General features: G+C 51.5%; 15 protein-coding genes and 1 riboswitch. Of the genes, 5 read left to right on the top strand and 10 right to left on the bottom strand.

Translation table 11 applies throughout. The features are described from left to right. Positions 1 to 2: 2 nt before the first annotated feature. The 3 genes from ACNQ0T_RS06650 to ACNQ0T_RS06640 form a co-directional block, all read right to left on the bottom strand. Entirely contained in the window at positions 3 to 1379 is a 1377-nt protein-coding gene (locus tag ACNQ0T_RS06650) for a diaminobutyrate--2-oxoglutarate transaminase (protein WP_032622473.1), read from the bottom strand. Positions 1380 to 1690: 311 nt separating this feature from the next. Beyond that, entirely contained in the window at positions 1691 to 2134 is a 444-nt protein-coding gene (locus ACNQ0T_RS06645; protein ID WP_022648666.1) for a hypothetical protein, read from the bottom strand. Between the two features lie 206 nt (positions 2135 to 2340). Next, a complete protein-coding gene (locus tag ACNQ0T_RS06640) occupies positions 2341 to 3627 on the bottom strand; it encodes a YadA-like family protein (protein ID WP_417929794.1) in 1287 nt (428 codons plus the stop codon). 945 nt (positions 3628 to 4572) lie between these two features. On the opposite strand from ACNQ0T_RS06640, the gene ACNQ0T_RS06635 reads away from it, so the two are divergent. The 4 genes from ACNQ0T_RS06635 to ACNQ0T_RS06620 all read left to right on the top strand — a co-directional run bounded on the left by ACNQ0T_RS06635 (position 4573) and on the right by ACNQ0T_RS06620 (position 8127). Continuing rightward, complete coding sequence (locus ACNQ0T_RS06635; protein WP_123906485.1) at positions 4573 to 5313, top strand: hypothetical protein; 741 nt, start codon at positions 4573 to 4575, stop codon at positions 5311 to 5313. A 326-nt stretch (positions 5314 to 5639) separates the two neighbouring features. Beyond that, positions 5640 to 5736, top strand: a riboswitch (TPP riboswitch). Positions 5737 to 5771: 35 nt separating this feature from the next. Then, on the top strand, positions 5772 to 6542 hold the full coding sequence (gene thiM, locus ACNQ0T_RS06630) for a hydroxyethylthiazole kinase (RefSeq protein WP_022648660.1): 771 nt from the start codon (positions 5772 to 5774) through the stop codon (positions 6540 to 6542). Continuing rightward, positions 6539 to 7339: a bifunctional hydroxymethylpyrimidine kinase/phosphomethylpyrimidine kinase gene (gene thiD / locus ACNQ0T_RS06625; RefSeq protein WP_023300565.1), complete on the top strand. Its 801-nt coding sequence runs from the start codon at positions 6539 to 6541 to the stop codon at positions 7337 to 7339. The genes thiM and thiD overlap by 4 nt, the downstream gene beginning before the upstream one ends. 41 nt (positions 7340 to 7380) lie before the next feature. Beyond that, positions 7381 to 8127 (top strand): GntR family transcriptional regulator, encoded by a 747-nt coding sequence (locus tag ACNQ0T_RS06620; protein ID WP_023300564.1) that lies wholly within the window; start codon positions 7381 to 7383, stop codon positions 8125 to 8127. Here ACNQ0T_RS06620 and ACNQ0T_RS06615 read toward each other — a convergent pair. The 3 genes from ACNQ0T_RS06615 to ACNQ0T_RS06605 are packed head-to-tail and all read right to left on the bottom strand — an operon-like array spanning position 8101 to position 11329. Continuing rightward, positions 8101 to 9054, bottom strand: coding sequence for a PfkB family carbohydrate kinase (locus ACNQ0T_RS06615; protein ID WP_023300563.1), 954 nt, complete (start codon positions 9052 to 9054; stop codon positions 8101 to 8103). The two genes, ACNQ0T_RS06620 and ACNQ0T_RS06615, sit on opposite strands and share 27 nt — an antisense overlap. Then, entirely contained in the window at positions 9051 to 10055 is a 1005-nt protein-coding gene (locus tag ACNQ0T_RS06610; protein WP_022648656.1) for an ADP-ribosylglycohydrolase family protein, read from the bottom strand. Before ACNQ0T_RS06610 ends, ACNQ0T_RS06615 begins: the two co-directional genes overlap by 4 nt. Further along, positions 10052 to 11329, bottom strand: coding sequence for a nucleoside permease (locus ACNQ0T_RS06605; protein ID WP_022648655.1), 1278 nt, complete (start codon positions 11327 to 11329; stop codon positions 10052 to 10054). The genes ACNQ0T_RS06610 and ACNQ0T_RS06605 overlap by 4 nt, the downstream gene beginning before the upstream one ends. Before the next feature lie 259 nt (positions 11330 to 11588). Here ACNQ0T_RS06605 and fbaB point away from each other — a divergent pair, with 259 nt between their 5' ends. Then, the gene (gene fbaB / locus ACNQ0T_RS06600) at positions 11589 to 12641 is read left to right on the top strand and encodes a class I fructose-bisphosphate aldolase (RefSeq protein ID WP_022648654.1); all 1053 of its coding nucleotides are present in this window, start codon (positions 11589 to 11591) and stop codon (positions 12639 to 12641) included. 88 nt (positions 12642 to 12729) lie between these two features. Here the strand turns inward: fbaB and yegS are convergent, their stop codons facing one another. The 4 genes from yegS to yegQ form a co-directional block, all read right to left on the bottom strand. Further along, complete coding sequence (yegS, locus tag ACNQ0T_RS06595; protein ID WP_023306584.1) at positions 12730 to 13629, bottom strand: lipid kinase YegS; 900 nt, start codon at positions 13627 to 13629, stop codon at positions 12730 to 12732. Between the two features lie 170 nt (positions 13630 to 13799). After that, a complete protein-coding gene (locus tag ACNQ0T_RS06590; protein ID WP_023306583.1) occupies positions 13800 to 14405 on the bottom strand; it encodes a hypothetical protein in 606 nt (201 codons plus the stop codon). Positions 14406 to 14412: 7 nt separating this feature from the next. Further along, a complete protein-coding gene (locus ACNQ0T_RS06585; protein WP_063854376.1) occupies positions 14413 to 15378 on the bottom strand; it encodes a hypothetical protein in 966 nt (321 codons plus the stop codon). 409 nt (positions 15379 to 15787) lie between these two features. Beyond that, positions 15788 to 17149 carry a tRNA 5-hydroxyuridine modification protein YegQ gene (yegQ, locus tag ACNQ0T_RS06580; RefSeq protein ID WP_163347759.1) on the bottom strand — a complete coding sequence of 454 codons (1362 nt, stop codon included), beginning with the start codon at positions 17147 to 17149 and terminating at the stop codon, positions 15788 to 15790. Positions 17150 to 17251: the final 102 nt, after the last annotated feature.

Genomic DNA, 17251 nt, shown 5'->3' with positions numbered 1-17251 from the left:
GGTTACGCCGGGCGAACGCCCGCAGCAAGCAGTGCCTGCTCGAATTTATCCAGGAAGACTTTCAGCTCGTCATCGCTGATCAGCAGTGACGGCAGCAGACGCAGAACGATACCGTTACGGCCGCCACGCTCCAGAATCAGGCCTGCTTCGAAGCACTTCTTCTGGATCAGTGCAGACAGCTCGCCATCGCCCGGGAAGCAACCCATGTGGTCGGCGGCTTCATGTGGCTTAACGATTTCAATACCGATCATCATGCCCAGACCGCGAACGTGGCCGATCACCGGATAGCGTTTCGCCATCTCTTTCAGCTGGCCTTTCAGCCATTCGCCCTGTGCGGCAACTTTGCCCGCGATATTCTGGTCTTTCAGGATCTTCAGCGTCGTCAGACCGGTTGCCATCGCCAGCTGGTTGCCGCGGAAGGTACCGGTGTGGTGACCAGGCGCCCACGCATCGAACTGCTTCTTGATACCGAGCACAGCCAGTGGCAGACCGCCGCCAACTGCTTTGGACATCACGATGATGTCAGGCTCAATGCCTGCGTGTTCGAAGGCAAAGAATTTACCGGTACGGGCAAAGCCAGCCTGAACTTCGTCGAGGATCAGCAGAATGCCGTGTTCCTGAGTCACTTTACGGATGCGCTGCAACCACTCAGCCGGAGCCGGGTTCACGCCGCCTTCGCCCTGAACAGCTTCCAGGATCACCGCGGCAGGTTTACGCACGCCGCTTTCAACGTCGTTGATCAGGTTATCGAAGTAGTAGGTCAGCGCCTTCACGCCCGCTTCACCACCGATACCCAGTGGGCAGCGGTACTCGTGTGGGTAAGGCATGAACTGGACTTCTGGCATCATACCGTCAACCGCTTCTTTCGGAGACAGGTTACCGGTGACGGACAGTGCACCATGGGTCATACCGTGGTAACCACCAGAGAAACTGATGATACCGCTGCGACCGGTTACTTTTTTCGCCAGCTTCAGCGCCGCTTCAACGGCGTCAGCCCCGGACGGGCCAGTGAATTGCAGGCAGTACTCTTTGCCCTGACCAGGCAACAGAGAGAGGAGGTATTCTGAAAACGCGTCCTTCAACGGCGTAGTCAGATCCAGGGTATGTAACGGCAAGCCGCTGGTAATGACATTTTGGATGCTTTGCAGCACATCAGGATGATTGTGGCCAAGCGCGAGGGTGCCTGCGCCTGCTAAACAGTCAAGGTATTCTTTATTATCTGCATCGGTGATCCACACGCCTTCTGCTTTCGTGATCGCTAAAGGCAGTTTGCGCGGATAACTCCTGACGTTAGATTCAAACTCGGCCTGACGGGCCAGATAGGTTTCGTTGCTTTTGTGGGCATCTACGGTGTCAATACGGACTTTATCCGTCATCATATCACTCCTACAACCGCCGCTTCGTTATGAGCAACGATTGAATAAAAAGTTAAAAAACAGATGGGGCCTGAAAAAAACGCCGCCAATATAGAGCCTTTTGTCACCGGGCTCAATGGTTAATTTGTTTACTGTTTTGTGACACAGGGCACAGGGGAGGGGATAACCTCATTTTCCGGCAAAAACATGCAGTTTATTCTCAATAAAAACAGTGGCTTATATATGGATTGTCAGCATTGTAAAATCAGATGAAAGAGTGTGGCAAATTGTGCGCCTGGCAGGCTAAAAGGAGGCGGAGAGCCTCCTTAGACTGTTTATTTTTGGGTAACGCGTAAAACGCCGTGTTCACGTCCCTTTGTTTTATTCCATGACGCGTCCGTAATACCGTTTTCATCCAGGCTTATCGATATCACAAAACCGTTACCATGGATCTCATAGAAATTCGCATTCAGACGTTTAACGCTGGCTTTTTTGCCGTTCACGGTAGCGCTAAAAAAGCCGTTAGAAAGGGTAGCGTTAACCGTATCCGACGAGAACGAGGCTTCGCGAAGGGGATCGTGAACGGATGCCGTTGGTTCGTGTTGTGCCGCGTTTTCCGCTTTGGTTTTGCTGATATCGCAAGATCCATCGCCAGCGCTAATTTGCGTGCATCCCGAGCGCTCTAACTGAGCACGATAGTGTGCGCTAATGGCGTGTGCAGGCGAAATACACCCAGCAAGTACGGCAGCGCTTAACACTAGCATCATTGATTTTTTCATTTTATCACCTTAAAAACGACACAAATAATAAGAAACGTACATAATGCCGATCCAGACCCCGACCGAAATAAGCAATAGATACAGGGCAGCTGAAATAAAAATGTGTTTGAGCATGTTATTGGCCATCATCATACTTTCCATCAGCGAAGTACTGTCGCCCTGAAAAGCTTCCTCTATTATGAATGTAGTCGAGTTACGTGTTTTTCTTAAAAGCCAATCCCGATGCCTGCGCCCATAGCAAGATCATTATTTGTAGAATCGCTTACGCCAGCTTTAACGATGGTGTTGCTACCAACGTGGAAGGATGCACCCACACTAACAGCTTGCTCGTCTTTAAAGCTACCTACACCAGCAGAGAACATGACAGCCTGTTCTTTCTCTACTTGAGGCATAGAGGCGATAGCTACAGCGCTAGCAGCACCTGAACGGGCTTCTTTCTTATTGCTATCAACTTCATCTTTCAGGCTCTTGAATTGAGAGTTAGTGTTAGCTTGCGCTTGTGCGAACACTTGTTGAGCAGCTTTCAGATCTTTAGCTTGTGCTGTAGTTTGGGTATTGAGTGACTTAACCAGATTGATAGTTTTAGTATCAACTTCTTTCTTAGTGATGGTAGTTGTGATTCCGTTAGAGCCAGCTTTACCTGCATCCCCTTTATCACCTTTAGCGCCAGTGTCGCCCTTATCACCTTTGATGGAATCTCCTTTATCTCCTTTCTCACCCTTAACACCTGGAGCACCATCTTTCCCAGCTATTCCTTGTGCGCCTGTATCACCTTTTAAACCTTGCGCACCTGTAGCACCATCTTTACCATCGATCCCGTTTTTACCATCAACACCATCTTTACCATCTACGCCGTTAGTCGGCTTAGGAGCGTTTTCTAATGCTGTAAGGCGGGTAGAGTTATTACCAGCCATGATAAGAGCAGTGTTAGCGTTTGTATCGGCTTGATTAGCTGTATCTTGCGCAATCTGTGCTTTATCAGCAAGAAGCTGTTTAGCCCCTTGTAAGTCACTGTTGACGTTATCAATAGCAGAAGTATTAGCTGTTGCAGTAGTTAATGCACTATTTGCTGTTTGTGCATTACGCAGGATTTCAACGTGATCACTAGCCTGATTACCTTCAACAGTGGTAAGGCGTTTACCTTGCTCAATTACAACAGTATCAGAAGCCGCAATATGGGAAGCGTTTTTATCAGCTAATGTTTTAGCCTGATCCGCCGTATCTTGTGCAGTAGAAGCAGCAGAGGAAGCAGCATTAATAGCTGTATCTTGTTGACTATTTACCTGATTGATTGCAGGGATTTTGTTAAAATACACATCAGCAATATCATTCGATAGACCATCAACTTGACCTTGCAAATTACTATGTGCTGTTTCCAGATCCTGACCACTGGAAAGAACTACATCACTAGCGGGTGTAGCAGCTTTAGCAACACTAGATAACAGGATGCCAAAAACAGTAATAACCATTACTGATTTGTTAATACATTTCATTTGAAAGGCTCGCATTAATTTAATTAAGTGGTAACGGTGCTGAACTATAAATAGTTTACGTTTGGAAATGTTGATCTAAATCACAGTTAGCACATATAGCTTAAATGGTTGGATGTGATATTAAAGGCATTTAAGCATTACAAAACAAGGGGTTGTATAGACGCTGTGTTTTTAGATGTATAAGTTGATGTTTATAAATGAAATTATATTTCAAGTTCATTCAATGGATTTTTTAAATGTATACTTTGAATCATAATTCATAACTTTCATATGAAATTAACTTTAATTGAAGCTGAAAGTAAGCATTATGAATGAGGAAAAACGGGTTAATATAAGATTTTTAACAAAAAGTGCTATTTTTTAATAAAATGTAAAAAAAGTAACAAAATCTGGCACCAAGACCTTTTCAAGTGTTGCTATAATTAAATATTAAAAGAGAATATTCACACAGGAGAGCAATGAATGAAAGTAAGCAAAGCTTACAAATTCATAAATACTTCAGGAGTTACTTATTACTCTTTGTAAATATGTTTTTGATTTTGACTTACTCGAATAAAACTTGTTTTATTCGTATAGGTAAGCAATTAAAGAAAGTTATTAATCTACTTTCTAATCCTTCTAATAACAACACAAATCATAGATTTGGTTGTAAGTAAAATCAAAACATTAAATTCAAAAACACCGATAGAGAAAAGCAAAAGCCAATAAAATTTATATAAGAGAGTTAGTTATTTCCCTTATCGTTCTCTTATGCCCTTTTACCTTATTGTGGTTTTCCCTCTTATCGGAATATTAAGCTTGCGTTCAGCTTGCGAAATTATTTAATCATCCATATATATTTATACAAAGTAATCGTAAGCGCTTGCGAAGCTCCCTGTTATTTATGTATGGATGGATAAGTAATTTCAGGAACAAAAAACAATTATTGACAACCGGAATGTCTGATTGTTTTTAAGTTGGTGTTTATTATTAGAATATTTGCCAACTTTTTTTATTCGAGAATTAAGCTTCTCAAAACATGTTTGTGATCACGTTAGTGATAAAATAACGAAACCTCCTAATATGAAAGGAAGATCTCCAGGCGGGGAATCATCTAATCATTTAGGAGGTTTTTGTTTATACCGCCTGATAAACAAGGAAGTAAATATTATGCCAAAATCATCTATCACTATTGGTGATGTATTCATTACTAACAATTGTGGGTTTTGTACTGTCATTGATTATACAAACAAAGATAGCGTAACTATCAAATTTGATAATACAGGTTTCATTACAAAGGTTAGAGCAAGAAATTTAAAATCAGGACAAGTAAAAGATCCCTATGCAATCTCGGTTTGTGAGGTTGGTTTTATAGGAGTGGGTGTACCAACTACGATTAATGGAAAACTTACAAGAATCTATAGTTTATGGGTACATATGCTTACACGTTGTTATAGTGAAAAGTATCACTTAGATTTCCCTAGCTATAAAGGTTGTAGTGTTGCCCCTCGTTGGTGTTGTTTTGCTAATTTTGCTAACGACATCAAAACACTTGAAGGGTATGAAGATTGGTTAGATCCGCATAATAAAATTTGCCTCGATAAAGATGCAAAAGATCCAGGTAATAAACTCTATAGTATTGATACGTGTCGTTTCATTACCTCTTATGAAAACATTGCTGATGCTTCCTATCGTCGCTCTCATTGATTCCTTTCTGCCTTTCCTTATCGGTGCTCTTAGTCTTTTGTGTTCGCTCCTGCCTTGCGTGAAGAAGCGATGACCGGGAAGGCTTTAGCTTTCGACGGTCGCAAATGCTTTAGCTTTGCGGCCTACTTTCCTACGCTCAACATCATTAAGCGGTATACAAGCGGGTTAACACATTTCAGGTGCTTCATTATGTGATTTAGCTATTCCAGGTGTGATAACTGCTGTGATAAATACTGTGATAATTCGAAAAATCTTGCACCCTGCCTACGGCCCCGGTTACACTAAACACCTACAAATTGTTTGTGTGTAAATGATTGTTTTCTAAGTAATTTGACTCGGGGTAGTGTTCGCTTGAACATTTGAGAAATACCCGTATTACCTGATCTGGATAATGCCAGCGTAGGGAAGTCAGATGCCTACCCGGTCATCGCTTCTTTCCGCACGGCAGGAGCGAAACCATGCAGCCTGACCTGCTCGACTCACACGTTTTACATCAATTCCGAACCCGTTCCCCGCTCACGCACTGTATGACCAACGATGTCGTGCAGACCTTCACCGCCAACGTTCTGCTCGCGCTCGGTGCTTCCCCGGCAATGGTGATCGAAGCCGAGGAAGCGGAACAGTTTGCCGCGCTTGCCGATGCCCTGCTCGTCAACGTTGGCACGCTCACCGCGCCGCGCGCCCAGTCGATGCGTCGGGCTATTGAGAGCGCGGTAGCCGCGGGCACACCCTGGGTTCTGGACCCCGTCGCGGTTGGCGCGCTGGCGTTCCGCACCCGTTTTTGCCAGCAAATATTATCCCTTAAACCTGCGGCCATTCGTGGCAACGCCTCCGAAATCCTCGCCCTTGCCGGAATGAGTGCGGGCGGACGTGGGGTCGATTCCACCGATACGGCAGCGAGCGCGTTGACCGCTGCGCAGGTGCTTGCCCGCCAGACCCACGCCGTTGTAGTCGTCACAGGGGAAGTGGATCACATCACCGACGGCCAGCGAACCCGTACGGTCGCGGGGGGCGACCCGCTGATGACCCGCGTGGTAGGAACTGGCTGTGCGCTCTCGGCGGTCGTCGCCGCCTGCTGCTCGCTGCCTGGCGACAGGCTTGATAACGCGGCGGCAGCCTGCGGCTTTATGAAGCGCGCAGGGTCAGTTGCCCTGACTCAAAGCCGGGGGCCCGGCAGCTTTGTCTCCGCGTTTCTGGACGCGCTTTACGCGCTGGAGGAACAGGTATGACGCGCATTAATGCCCTGACTATTGCGGGTACCGATCCCAGCGGCGGAGCGGGGATCCAGGCAGACCTGAAAACTTTCTCTGCGCTCGGCGCATATGGGTGCTCGGTTATCACCGCGCTGGTTGCGCAAAACACGCGCGGCGTACAGTCGGTGTATCGCATTGACCCGGATTTTGTCGCCGCGCAGCTGGATTCGGTATTCAGCGACGTACGTATCGACACCACCAAGATCGGCATGCTGGCAGAGGCGGACATTGTTGAAGCGGTCGCTGAACGTCTCAAACACTACCAGATAAAAAACGTGGTGCTTGATACCGTGATGCTGGCCAAAAGCGGCGATCCGCTGCTCTCCGCCTCGGCTGTCGACACCCTGCGTAAAAAGCTGCTGCCGCAGGTTGCGCTGATCACGCCAAACCTGCCTGAAGCCGCCGCGCTGCTGGATGCGCCACACGCGCAAAACGAACGTGAGATGAAAGAGCAGGGGAATGCGCTGCTGGCGATGGGGTGTCGCGCGGTGCTGATGAAAGGCGGCCATCTTGATGATGCAGAAAGCCCGGACTGGCTTTTCACCCACGATGGCACGCAACGTTTCACCGCGCCACGTGTCCAGACCAAAAACACCCACGGCACGGGCTGTACGCTCTCGGCGGCGCTGGCGGCGCTGCGTCCTCGTCACGCCACATGGGCGGATACGGTGCAGGAGGCGAAGGTCTGGCTCTCGGGCGCGCTGGCAAAAGCCGATTCTCTGGAAGTGGGTCACGGTATTGGTCCGGTTCACCATTTTCATGCATGGTGGTAAGCCGTATACTGGCATGAAACTCATGCCAGAGAAAAACAGAGATGGAACAAGCGCATACCCGGTTAATTGCTCAACTCAAGGAACGAATTGCCGCACCGGACAACACGCCGCTGTATCTGAAATTTGCCGAAACGGTTAAGAACGCGGTGCGCAGCGGTGTGCTCGCGCACGGTAATATTTTGCCCGGCGAGCGCGATCTGAGCCAGCTGGCCGGAGTGTCGCGTATTACGGTGCGTAAAGCCATGCAGGCGCTGGAAGAGGCTGGCGTCGTCACCCGCGCGCGTGGATACGGGACGCAAATCAACAATATCTTTGAATATTCGCTGAAAGAGGCGCGCGGCTTTTCTCAGCAGGTGGTGCTGCGTGGCAAAACGCCCAACACCCTGTGGGTCAATAAACGCATCGTGAAGTGCCCGGAAGAGATCGCCCGCCATCTTTCCCTTGCGCCGGAAAGCGATGTGTTTTTGCTTAAGCGCATCCGTTACGTGGATGACGATGCGGTATCGATAGAGGAGTCCTGGGTACCGGTAGGATTAATTCCCAACCCGGACGACATTGGCGTCTCGCTTTATGATTACTTCCGCAGCCAGAATATCTTTCCGCAGCGCACCCGTTCCCGCGTCAGCGCCCGGATGCCGGACAACGAGTTTCAGGCACATATCAAGATGGACGATAAGATACCGGTGCTGGTGATCAAGCAAGTCGCGCTCGATCAACAGCAGCGGCCAATTGAGTACAGCATCAGCTACTGCCGCAGCGACCTATACGTCTTTGTGTGCGAGGAGTAGGGCCTCGCGCGTGGGGGCGCAGTCTCCACCGCGATGGCTGACTACCCAGGCGGCCACGGCATTGCCAAGCTGCACCGACTCTGGCAGTGACCATCCCGCAGCCAGCCCGGCAAGGGTACCTCCCGCATGGCTGTCACCGGCGCCGATGGTATCGACCACGGTAGCAGGAAACGCCGGAACGTGTCCGGAAGCGTCACCGTCGTACCAGACCGCCCCGTCTTTATCATGGCGTACGATTAGCGCAGCGCCAAACCGTTGCTGCCACTGAGTGCCGAGCTGTTCCACGTTCACGCCAAGCCATTCGGCGGCAAGTTCCGCCTCCTGCCGATTGAGCGAGACAACCGGTTTACGGGCCATAATCCGCGCCATCAGCGGGTCGGGAATATCCGCGATGCGCGGACCGAAATCGATAAAGAGCGTCACATCCTGAAGACGTTCCACCCAGGCCGTCAGCAGCTCGCCGCTGGGCGACGCCAGCTGGTAGCCGGACAAATAGACCAGGCTTTTCTCCGGCACGCTCAACCCATCCAGCCAGCGTTGCTGCCACTGATTCTCCACACCGCTAAACGACATGAAGGTCCGTTCACCATCAGGCTCCACCAGCGCCAGGCACCAGCCGTTATCGCCCGTTTCCGCTTCCACGGCGCTGTGCAGATCCTGCTTCGCCATGGCATTACGGATAATATCGGCCCACACGCCGTGGCCAACGGGAAGCGCGTTTTGCGCTGCAATGCCGAGCCGCTTGAGGGCGATGGCGATATTCAGCGCGCAGCCGCCAATATTCACTCCCTGTTGCTTAAGCTCGATATCACACCCGCGCCAGGGCAGGGCGTAGGCGTCGGCAATCACGTCGATGACCGCCGCGCCAAGCACCGTTACGGGGCGCGTAGCGTGAAGGGTTTCGAGACGGCGGGCAAAAGCACTCATACGCCCTCCCTTTGCTCCCGGAAGTGCAGCAGTTTTTCGCAGTAGCGTCCGAAATCAAGCTGGTTTACGGCATCAAGTTCGCTTTTAAGCGCCGGATCAATGGCCTGTACACCGTGCAGCGCGCCACAGATGGCCGTTGCCATCGCGCCGATAGTGTCAGTATCACCGCCCAGGTTAGCGCATAACACCGCGCAGCGGTTCGGATCGGTGCCCGCGAGTTCGACCATCGCAATCGCCGCCGGAACGGACTCCAGTGTGCTCGTGCCCGCGCCAATAAGCTGATAGATCTGCTCGCTGGCGGTCTCCGTACCGTTGGCTTCGCGCACGGTTTTCAGGGCCAGCTCAATACGAGCGGAAAGCGATGCGCTGAAGGTGGTGGTGTTCGCCTCCTGCGCCGCACGGGCAATACCCGGCAGGGCATCGGCGATGTTCTGCCAGCGCTCGCCGTCGATAGCGCGTGAAACCGCCCACGCGATCACCACCGCACCGGCGATGGCGAGATCCGATTTATGGGTCGGGCTGGAGGCTAACGCAACCTGTTCAACAAAATGTGCCAGACGCGTGGCCGGTAGCAGGCATCCCAGCGGGGAGGCGCGCATCGCCGCCCCGTTGGTGACGCCGTTATTTTCCAGCTCGCTCACCGGCTTGCCGTCACGGATGGCGTTCAGGGCAATTTTGGAGGTCGGGCCGAGCACATTCTTATTGAACGCGTCAAAATCCAGCGCCCAGTCCAGAATATGCTTACCGATAACGTCAGGATTAATTTCCCCGTCGCATTCGATAATCGCGTCGGCCAGGCACAGCGCCATCGACGTATCATCCGTAAATTCGGCCTGATTAAAGTAGCAGGCGGCATTATTCTCAGCCGGGCCGGGTAAGAAACGGTCGATCCAGCCGAAGTGCGCTTTCACCCGCTTGCGCGGCCACAGTTCAGACGGCATCCCCATCGCATCCCCTAACGCCTGCCCGTAAAGAGCACCGAGAATACGGTCTTGTTTCATTTAACTTCCCCTCGTGTCAGCGCGGTATCGCCATCAACCACCTCAATTGCGGTGATCTCTTTATCCGATTCGCGGAAAAACAGCATAAACAGCACGGCAATCACTACAATCATGATTGCACCAAACGTCCACATTCCGGCCCAGTTGAAGGTCAGCCCATTCACCGGCTCTTTATAGGCGAACATTTTTTCCATCATCACGCCGCCGAGACGGTAACCCAGCAGGCTACCAAAGCCCTGACAGCACAGCGTGATCAAGCCCTGCGCCGCGTTGCGCATATGCACGGGCGCTTTTTTATCCACGTAGATGTACGCGGTGACGTAATAGAAGTCATAGCTTACGCCGTGCAGCAGAATGCCGAGGAACAGCAGGGCGTAGGTGAAGTATTGTTCGGCGCCGCCGTAAACAAAGAAGCCGTAGCGAATGGCGGCGGTGATCAGCCCCAGCAGCAAGACCTTCTTAATACCAAAGCGTTTGGTAAAGAACGGCAGAGCGAGCATGAAGAAGATTTCAGAGAACTGGCCGAGGGTCATCCAGCCGGTGGCGTTTTTCATCCCCACTTCGGTGAGATAGCCGTTGGCAAAGATGTAGTAGAAAGCCAGCGGCATGGCGAACAGGAATGAGCAGAAGAAGAACACCAGGAAGTTTTTATCGCGCAGCAGGATCAGCGCATCCAGCCCCAGCATCACTTTGATATCCAGCTTGCCGGTGCTCTTCGGCGGGGTATTCGGCAGGAAAAGTGCGAAGACGCCGAGCAGAAGGGAGCTGGCAGCGGTCATCAGCAGCGGGATATTGGTGTCAGAGATGTCGCTATAGCCCATCATCTGCGGCAGGAAGCCGCACGCCAGGCCGGATGCAATCCAGCCGATGGTGCCCATCACGCGGATGCGCGGGAAATCAGCCTCCACGTCATCGACGTTCGCAAAAGCGATGCTGTTCGTCAGCGCGATGGTCGGCATATAGGTCAGGGAGTAGGCCAGCAACAGCGGGAAGAAGGTGCTGAACTGGGTTTGCTGTGCTGCGAAATACATCAGAATCGCGCCAGCGAACATCAGCACGGCCAGCACTTTCTGGGCGGCGAAGAAACGGTCGGTCAGCGAGCCGACCAGGATAGGAGAGAGGATCGCGGCAATAGCGGTACAGGCATAGGACCAGCCAATTTCCCCGGCGGTAAACCCGCTCTTGCTCAGCCACAGCCACAGCGGCACAAACCACGCGCCCCAGATAAACCATTCAACAAACATCATGAATGACAGTTGGACTTTCGTTTTCATTTTTTAATCCTGCATGTCAGAGGTACGCATGTAACATACCATGTGATAATACCTTTTAAATACCTTTTAAATACCTTTAAGGCGATTGTTTGATCAGTGTAACAAAAATGTTGTACATGAAACGAGCCAGCAGATTGTGCTTAAAAAAGTTGCAAATGGTGGAAAATAGGTTAAGTCGGTACCAGGCTTAGTCTGCCTGCAAAAACGTGGGCTTGGATCACACGCTCCGACATCATGTCGGACATACGGGAGCATCACTATGACTGATATTGCGCAGCTGCTTGGCAAAGACGCCGACAGCCTTTTACAGCATCGTTGTATGACCATTCCAGCCGACCAGCTTTATCTGCCTGGCCATGATTACGTAGACCGCGTCATGGTCGACAATAACCGTCCTCCTGCCGTACTGCGAAACATGCAGACGCTTTATAATACCGGCCGCCTGGGCGGAACCGGGTACCTCTCTATTCTGCCCGTTGACCAGGGCGTTGAACACTCTGCGGGGGCATCGTTTGCCGCGAACCCGCTCTATTTTGATCCGAAAAATATCGTCGAGCTGGCGATTGAGGCGGGCTGTAACTGCGTGGCCTCCACCTACGGCGTGCTGGCCTCCGTGTCGCGTCGCTATGCCCACCGCATTCCGTTCCTCGTTAAGCTGAACCACAACGAAACCCTGAGCTACCCAACCGAATACGACCAGACGCTCTACGCCAGCGTCGAGCAGGCGTTCAATATGGGTGCGGTGGCGGTCGGGGCAACCATCTATTTCGGTTCTGAACAGTCGCGTCGTCAGATAGAAGAGATCTCCGCGGCGTTCGAGCGCGCCCACGAGCTGGGCATGGTAACCGTGCTGTGGGCCTATCTGCGTAACGGCTCGTTCAAAAAAGACGGTGTGGATTACCACGTCTCTGCGGATCTGACCGGTCAGGCAAACCACCTTGCGGCGACCATCGGCGCGGACATCGTGAAGCAGAAAATGGCCGAGAATAACGGCGGCTATAAAGCGGTGAACTTTGGCTATACCGACGACCGCGTCTACAGCAAGCTGACCAGCGACAACCCGATCGATCTGGTGCGCTACCAGCTGGCGAACTGCTATATGGGCCGCGCCGGGCTGATTAACTCCGGCGGTGCGGCAGGCGGTGAAACCGACCTGACCGATGCGGTGCGCACGGCGGTGATTAACAAACGCGCGGGCGGCATGGGGCTGATCCTCGGCCGTAAGGCGTTCAAAAAATCTATGGCCGACGGCGTGAAGCTGATCAACGCGGTTCAGGACGTCTATCTGGACAGTAAGGTCACGATCGCTTAAGTCTTTTCCCCTCACCCTAACCCTCTCCCCAACGGGGAGAGGGGACTCTTCAGTGCATACGGGAAGAGGGCCGCCACCCGGCAACACATCAGCGCAAAAGCTGACAGTCCGGCGGCAACCGGCACTGCAACGCCCCGGGCAACACCTCAATGCGGAATCGCTCGCCGCTGAGCGGCTCTCCGTCGAGGTTAAAGGTCATGCCGTGTGGGGCGATCACTTCAAACCACGCGGATTTCCCGTCGATGATATTGGGGCTCTCCTCTGGCTGCGTCAGCGTCGTAAACAGCGCCGGCAGCAGCCCGTCGCCGGTAAAAATACGCAGCTGTAATTGACCGTCATTAATCAGCGCTTCCGGGCAAAGCTGCTGTCCGCCGCCTGCCTGACGCCCGTTGCCGATACCAATCACCAGCGCGTCGCCCTGCCAGTGGAAGTTTTCACCTTGGATCTCACAGCTGTCGGGCCTGAGCGTGTCCATGCGCATCAGACCATGGATGAGATACGAAACGCCGCCCAGCGCGGCCTTCAGTTTTTCCGGCGTTTCGCTGGTAATGCGCGTGCCGAAACCGCCCGTCGCCATATTGATAAAGCAGGTTTTTTCATTCACCTGAGCAATATCGACGGCGGTAGCCTTACCGAGAATGGCCAGCTGTAGCGCTTTTCCTACATCCTCCGGAATACCGGCGCTGGTGGCAAAATCGTTGGCGGTACCGAGCGGTAAAATCCCCATCGCCGGGCGAGCTGCGTCGTTGAGGTCAATGAGCGCACCGGCGATCTCGTTGATCGTTCCGTCGCCGCCGCCGGAAATGATGGTCTGAACACCTAACCTGATGCCCTCGTCGATGTAGCGCGCCGCATCGCCTTTTTCAAACGTTACTCGCACGTGTATGCATGCTCCGTCTTCACGCAATTCGGTAATCGCCTGGCGCAGCAGATCGTTGCCTGCACTCTTGCCGTTAAGAATTAATAAACTGTCTGGATAGGTTGCCATCCGGGTTGCTCCCTTTTTTAGCTATAGAAAGAGTGTATCCCAGAGAGGGAAAAAGCGGGTAAGAACAGGATGAAAGGCAAAAAATAAGCCCGCGTAAGGGCTTTGAAATCGACTAAAGAACCCCGTAGCGCTTACAATGCATACTACTGCCGCTCAATTGACTATTGTGGTCAACGTTTGAGGTGTGACATTGGCCTTGCCTCGATTTTGAGCTGCTTACGCCAGACCCGATTATGTAGCGTTAGCGCAATGGAGCGGTAAAAAATCGATGAATTCATCCACATAATGTTCAGAAAGAAACATCCCAGCCCCAGCAAAGAGGTTATTTGCGGTGTGTAGTTCTCAACAGGGCCGAATAAAAGCGAAATCCCCGTCCAGATGAAATAAATGATGCTCATTATGCCTGTCAGCGTAATGACGAAAATATGCAGTTTATATCCAGGTAAAGAACCTCGTGTAGTCAGAAACATCGTGCTCATCACTACCAGACAATACACAATCGCTGCAATGAATACTCCCATCATAACCTTAAATTCGGGTAAGCCGAGCCAGCGAAACAGCAACAACCAGAGGGATACTTGCAGCATGGCGTAGCAAAAAATAGCCAGTAACGTGCTCACTGCCAAAGGAATTCCTGTCATATGGACGCCCACAGGAACGCCGAACCGATCTTTTAACTGTTCTTTTAATGTTTCAAGCTGGTTGGGATCATCGGTCGCCATTTTACTTTTAACCAAAGCACTTAATGCAAGGCTATCTTTAATGTATTTCATCATGGACGGGTCAATAACTTCCTGTAAATGAAAAAGACTGAATTAAACCAAAAATGTATTTACCCGTTTGTGCAACATTCTGTGGATTTCTGATATTTCCTGAGATGGCACTTCCAACGAAGGCAGAAGAATTTGAAATGGTATTCAGCAACTCACGCTGTAAGAGCAACTGCAACGCTTCTGACGGATAACGTTTGGGATACACGCCTGCCTTCATTGCTGCTTTTACACCTGAATTCGAGATGCCGGGATTGCGGATACGAATAATCTCCTCTGTTAATCGCGTACGGTCGGCCCGGCTCATTTTTTGTAATAAGGAGAGCAAACTCTCAGACGATGAACGGTTAAGAAGGCGATATGTTAATGCAGCGCTTTTTAAACCCGCAGCAGCCCCGGCAAGAGAAATCGCATCCAGGGCTGTGTTGGTTGCTGTATACCACTCCTGGGAGTCCATCCACGCAACGTAGTCATCGTGATTCATAGCAATCAACGATAGTCGGCCAAGCCCATTTGCACATTGAATTCCAGTTGCTACACCACCGGCTAAAATCACAGCGGCTATAGCACCGGAAGACCCTGCAGTGAGAGGTATAGCCATACCGGCCCCTGCCGCAAGTACAACAGTAAGAATTGCGGCTCCGCAGGAAATTGCCGTTGAACCAATTTCAGTCGCCAGGGAAGGGGACTGAATCGTAGCCGTTGTTGCGTGAACGGGGTTAACTTGTGAGGCATTTACTTTGGTTATGACTACATGACTAACCGAGCTTTCGTTTGGTGTCGCAATCCTTCTTGATGGCCGTACTAGCCACTGACGTGTACCGTCTGAGTAGATAATCCCGGCCTGGCTAAAATTTCTGCTGCAGTCCAGTTGACCTGCAAGTGCTGTGAAATTTATATCGCCGCCAGAGGCAAGACCAAGACTGCGTGCGAGTTCGTAATCTGGAAGATCCTTTGAAAATTGTCCTGTGAATGTCACTTCATCTCTCCGTCCGTGTGAAACGTTGATTGTTAATAAATCAAGAGTAAAGGTCCTGTTAACACTTAAAATTAGGAATGTTCCGAATAGTGTTCATCCCTCTCAAAGCCATTAAAAAATGTGATTAGGATCCTTTGTTCGTTCGACTTGCTTAGATGATACGCCTAATGCTGACACAAACCTTTCCCGGGTCAATGCAACGCCATATTTATCAGGGGGAAAAATTTCAGGAGTTAACAAAAAAATAAGCCCGCGTAAGGGAGATTACGCAGGCTAAGGAGGTGGTTCCTGGTACAGCTAGCATTTATGGGTTATGTTTTTCAGCGGGGGGATAATACCCGTATTGAACGAAGCGGTATGTGATCCGATTCTAAGAATTATCCCAGCGTGAAAAAATCCCGTTGATTGACTATTTGCCGTGTGGATTACGGGTATTTTCACCTTCAAAATTGCGCATCAGCAGCGCAAACTCCAGCTTTACTTCTTCAGGAACCGGCAGCCAGACCACATGGCCGTCGCCAGGTGCGACCTCAATCGCCTCACCTTTTTTGTTTTCCAGATGCTCCAGGCGGAAGTTCATGTTGCCCTGCGGTGTCATCAGCTCCAGGCTGTCGCCTTTAGTGAATTTGTTTTTTACGGCGACAGCGGCCAGCGGGCCTTTACGCTCGCCGGTGAAGTCGCCTACAAACTGCTGGCGTTCGGAAATGGAGTAGCCATGCTCGTAGTTCTGGTAGTCGTCGTGGGTATGTCGACGCAGGAAACCTTCGGTATAGCCGCGATGCGCCAGACCTTCCAGCGTTTCCAGCAGGCTGGTGTCGAACGGTTTACCGGCGGCGGCATCGTCGATGGCTTTGCGATACACCTGCGCGGTACGAGCGCAGTAGTAGTAGGACTTGGTGCGGCCTTCGATTTTCAGGGAGTGCACGCCCATCTGGGTTAAACGCTCCACGTGCGCGATGGCGCGCAGATCCTTCGAGTTCATGATGTAGGTGCCGTGCTCGTCTTCGAAGGCGGTCATGTACTCACCCGGACGTTTGGCTTCTTCGATCATAAACACGCTGTCGGTAGGCGCGCCGATACCCAGCGTTGGCTCAACGTTGGTGACCGGGATCGGCTCGTGTTTATGCACGATGTTACCGATGTCATCCTCTTTGCCTTCCTGAACGTTATATTCCCAGCGGCAGGCGTTGGTGCAGGTGCCCTGGTTCGGGTCACGCTTGTTGATGTAGCCAGAGAGCAGGCAGCGGCCGGAGTAGGCCATGCACAGCGCGCCGTGGACGAAGATTTCGATCTCCATATCCGGCACCTGGGTGCGGATCTCTTCGATCTCTTCGAGAGACAGCTCGCGAGACAGAATGACGCGGGTCAGCCCCATCTGCTTCCAGAATTTCACCGTTGCCCAGTTGACGGCGTTAGCCTGCACCGAGAGGTGAATGTCCATCTCCGGGAAGTTCTCCCGAACCAGCATGATTAAACCCGGGTCCGACATGATCAGCGCGTCCGGCCCCATCTCCACGACCGGCTTCAGGTCACGAATGAATGTTTTCAGCTTGGCGTTGTGCGGCGCGATGTTCACCACCACGTAGAATTTTTTGCCCAGGGCATGCGCTTCGTTGATGCCGAGCTGAAGATTCTCATGGTTGAATTCGTTGTTACGCACGCGCAGCGAATAGCGCGGCTGGCCCGCGTAGACGGCGTCGGCGCCATAGGCGAAAGCGTAACGCATATTTTGCAGCGTTCCCGCCGGGGAAAGAAGTTCCGGTTTAAACATGTTTGTTCTCGTTCTGATGACAGGTCAGATCCGCGTGCACCAGGTGCAGCGGTAAGGGGAGATCCCCCACTTTAAGGGCGGGCATTGTAGCGCTGCGGGGCG

Source organism: Enterobacter cloacae complex sp.6700776, from assembly GCF_048284255.1.
Classification (GTDB): Bacteria; Pseudomonadota; Gammaproteobacteria; order Enterobacterales; family Enterobacteriaceae; genus Enterobacter; species Enterobacter intestinihominis.
The sequence above is the reverse complement of the archived record's forward strand: the minus strand, read 5'-3'. Positions and strand labels throughout refer to the sequence as shown.

What these genes read in the sequence shown, in the direction of transcription:
- yegS (WP_023306584.1), bottom strand. Translation starts at nt 13,629, where the DNA reads ATGGCAACCTATCCAGACAGTTTATTAATTCTTAACGGCAAGAGTGCA.
- yegQ (WP_163347759.1), bottom strand. Translation starts at nt 17,149, where the DNA reads ATGTTTAAACCGGAACTTCTTTCCCCGGCGGGAACGCTGCAAAATATG.
- ACNQ0T_RS06610 (WP_022648656.1), bottom strand. Translation starts at nt 10,055, where the DNA reads ATGAAACAAGACCGTATTCTCGGTGCTCTTTACGGGCAGGCGTTAGGG.
- ACNQ0T_RS06645 (WP_022648666.1), bottom strand. Translation starts at nt 2,134, where the DNA reads ATGAAAAAATCAATGATGCTAGTGTTAAGCGCTGCCGTACTTGCTGGG.
- ACNQ0T_RS06640 (WP_417929794.1), bottom strand. Translation starts at nt 3,627, where the DNA reads ATGAAATGTATTAACAAATCAGTAATGGTTATTACTGTTTTTGGCATC.
- ACNQ0T_RS06615 (WP_023300563.1), bottom strand. Translation starts at nt 9,054, where the DNA reads ATGAGTGCTTTTGCCCGCCGTCTCGAAACCCTTCACGCTACGCGCCCC.
- ACNQ0T_RS06605 (WP_022648655.1), bottom strand. Translation starts at nt 11,329, where the DNA reads ATGAAAACGAAAGTCCAACTGTCATTCATGATGTTTGTTGAATGGTTT.
- ACNQ0T_RS06650 (WP_032622473.1), bottom strand. Translation starts at nt 1,379, where the DNA reads ATGATGACGGATAAAGTCCGTATTGACACCGTAGATGCCCACAAAAGC.
- thiD (WP_023300565.1), top strand. Translation starts at nt 6,539, where the DNA reads ATGACGCGCATTAATGCCCTGACTATTGCGGGTACCGATCCCAGCGGC.
- ACNQ0T_RS06590 (WP_023306583.1), bottom strand. Translation starts at nt 14,405, where the DNA reads ATGATGAAATACATTAAAGATAGCCTTGCATTAAGTGCTTTGGTTAAA.
- fbaB (WP_022648654.1), top strand. Translation starts at nt 11,589, where the DNA reads ATGACTGATATTGCGCAGCTGCTTGGCAAAGACGCCGACAGCCTTTTA.
- ACNQ0T_RS06620 (WP_023300564.1), top strand. Translation starts at nt 7,381, where the DNA reads ATGGAACAAGCGCATACCCGGTTAATTGCTCAACTCAAGGAACGAATT.
- thiM (WP_022648660.1), top strand. Translation starts at nt 5,772, where the DNA reads ATGCAGCCTGACCTGCTCGACTCACACGTTTTACATCAATTCCGAACC.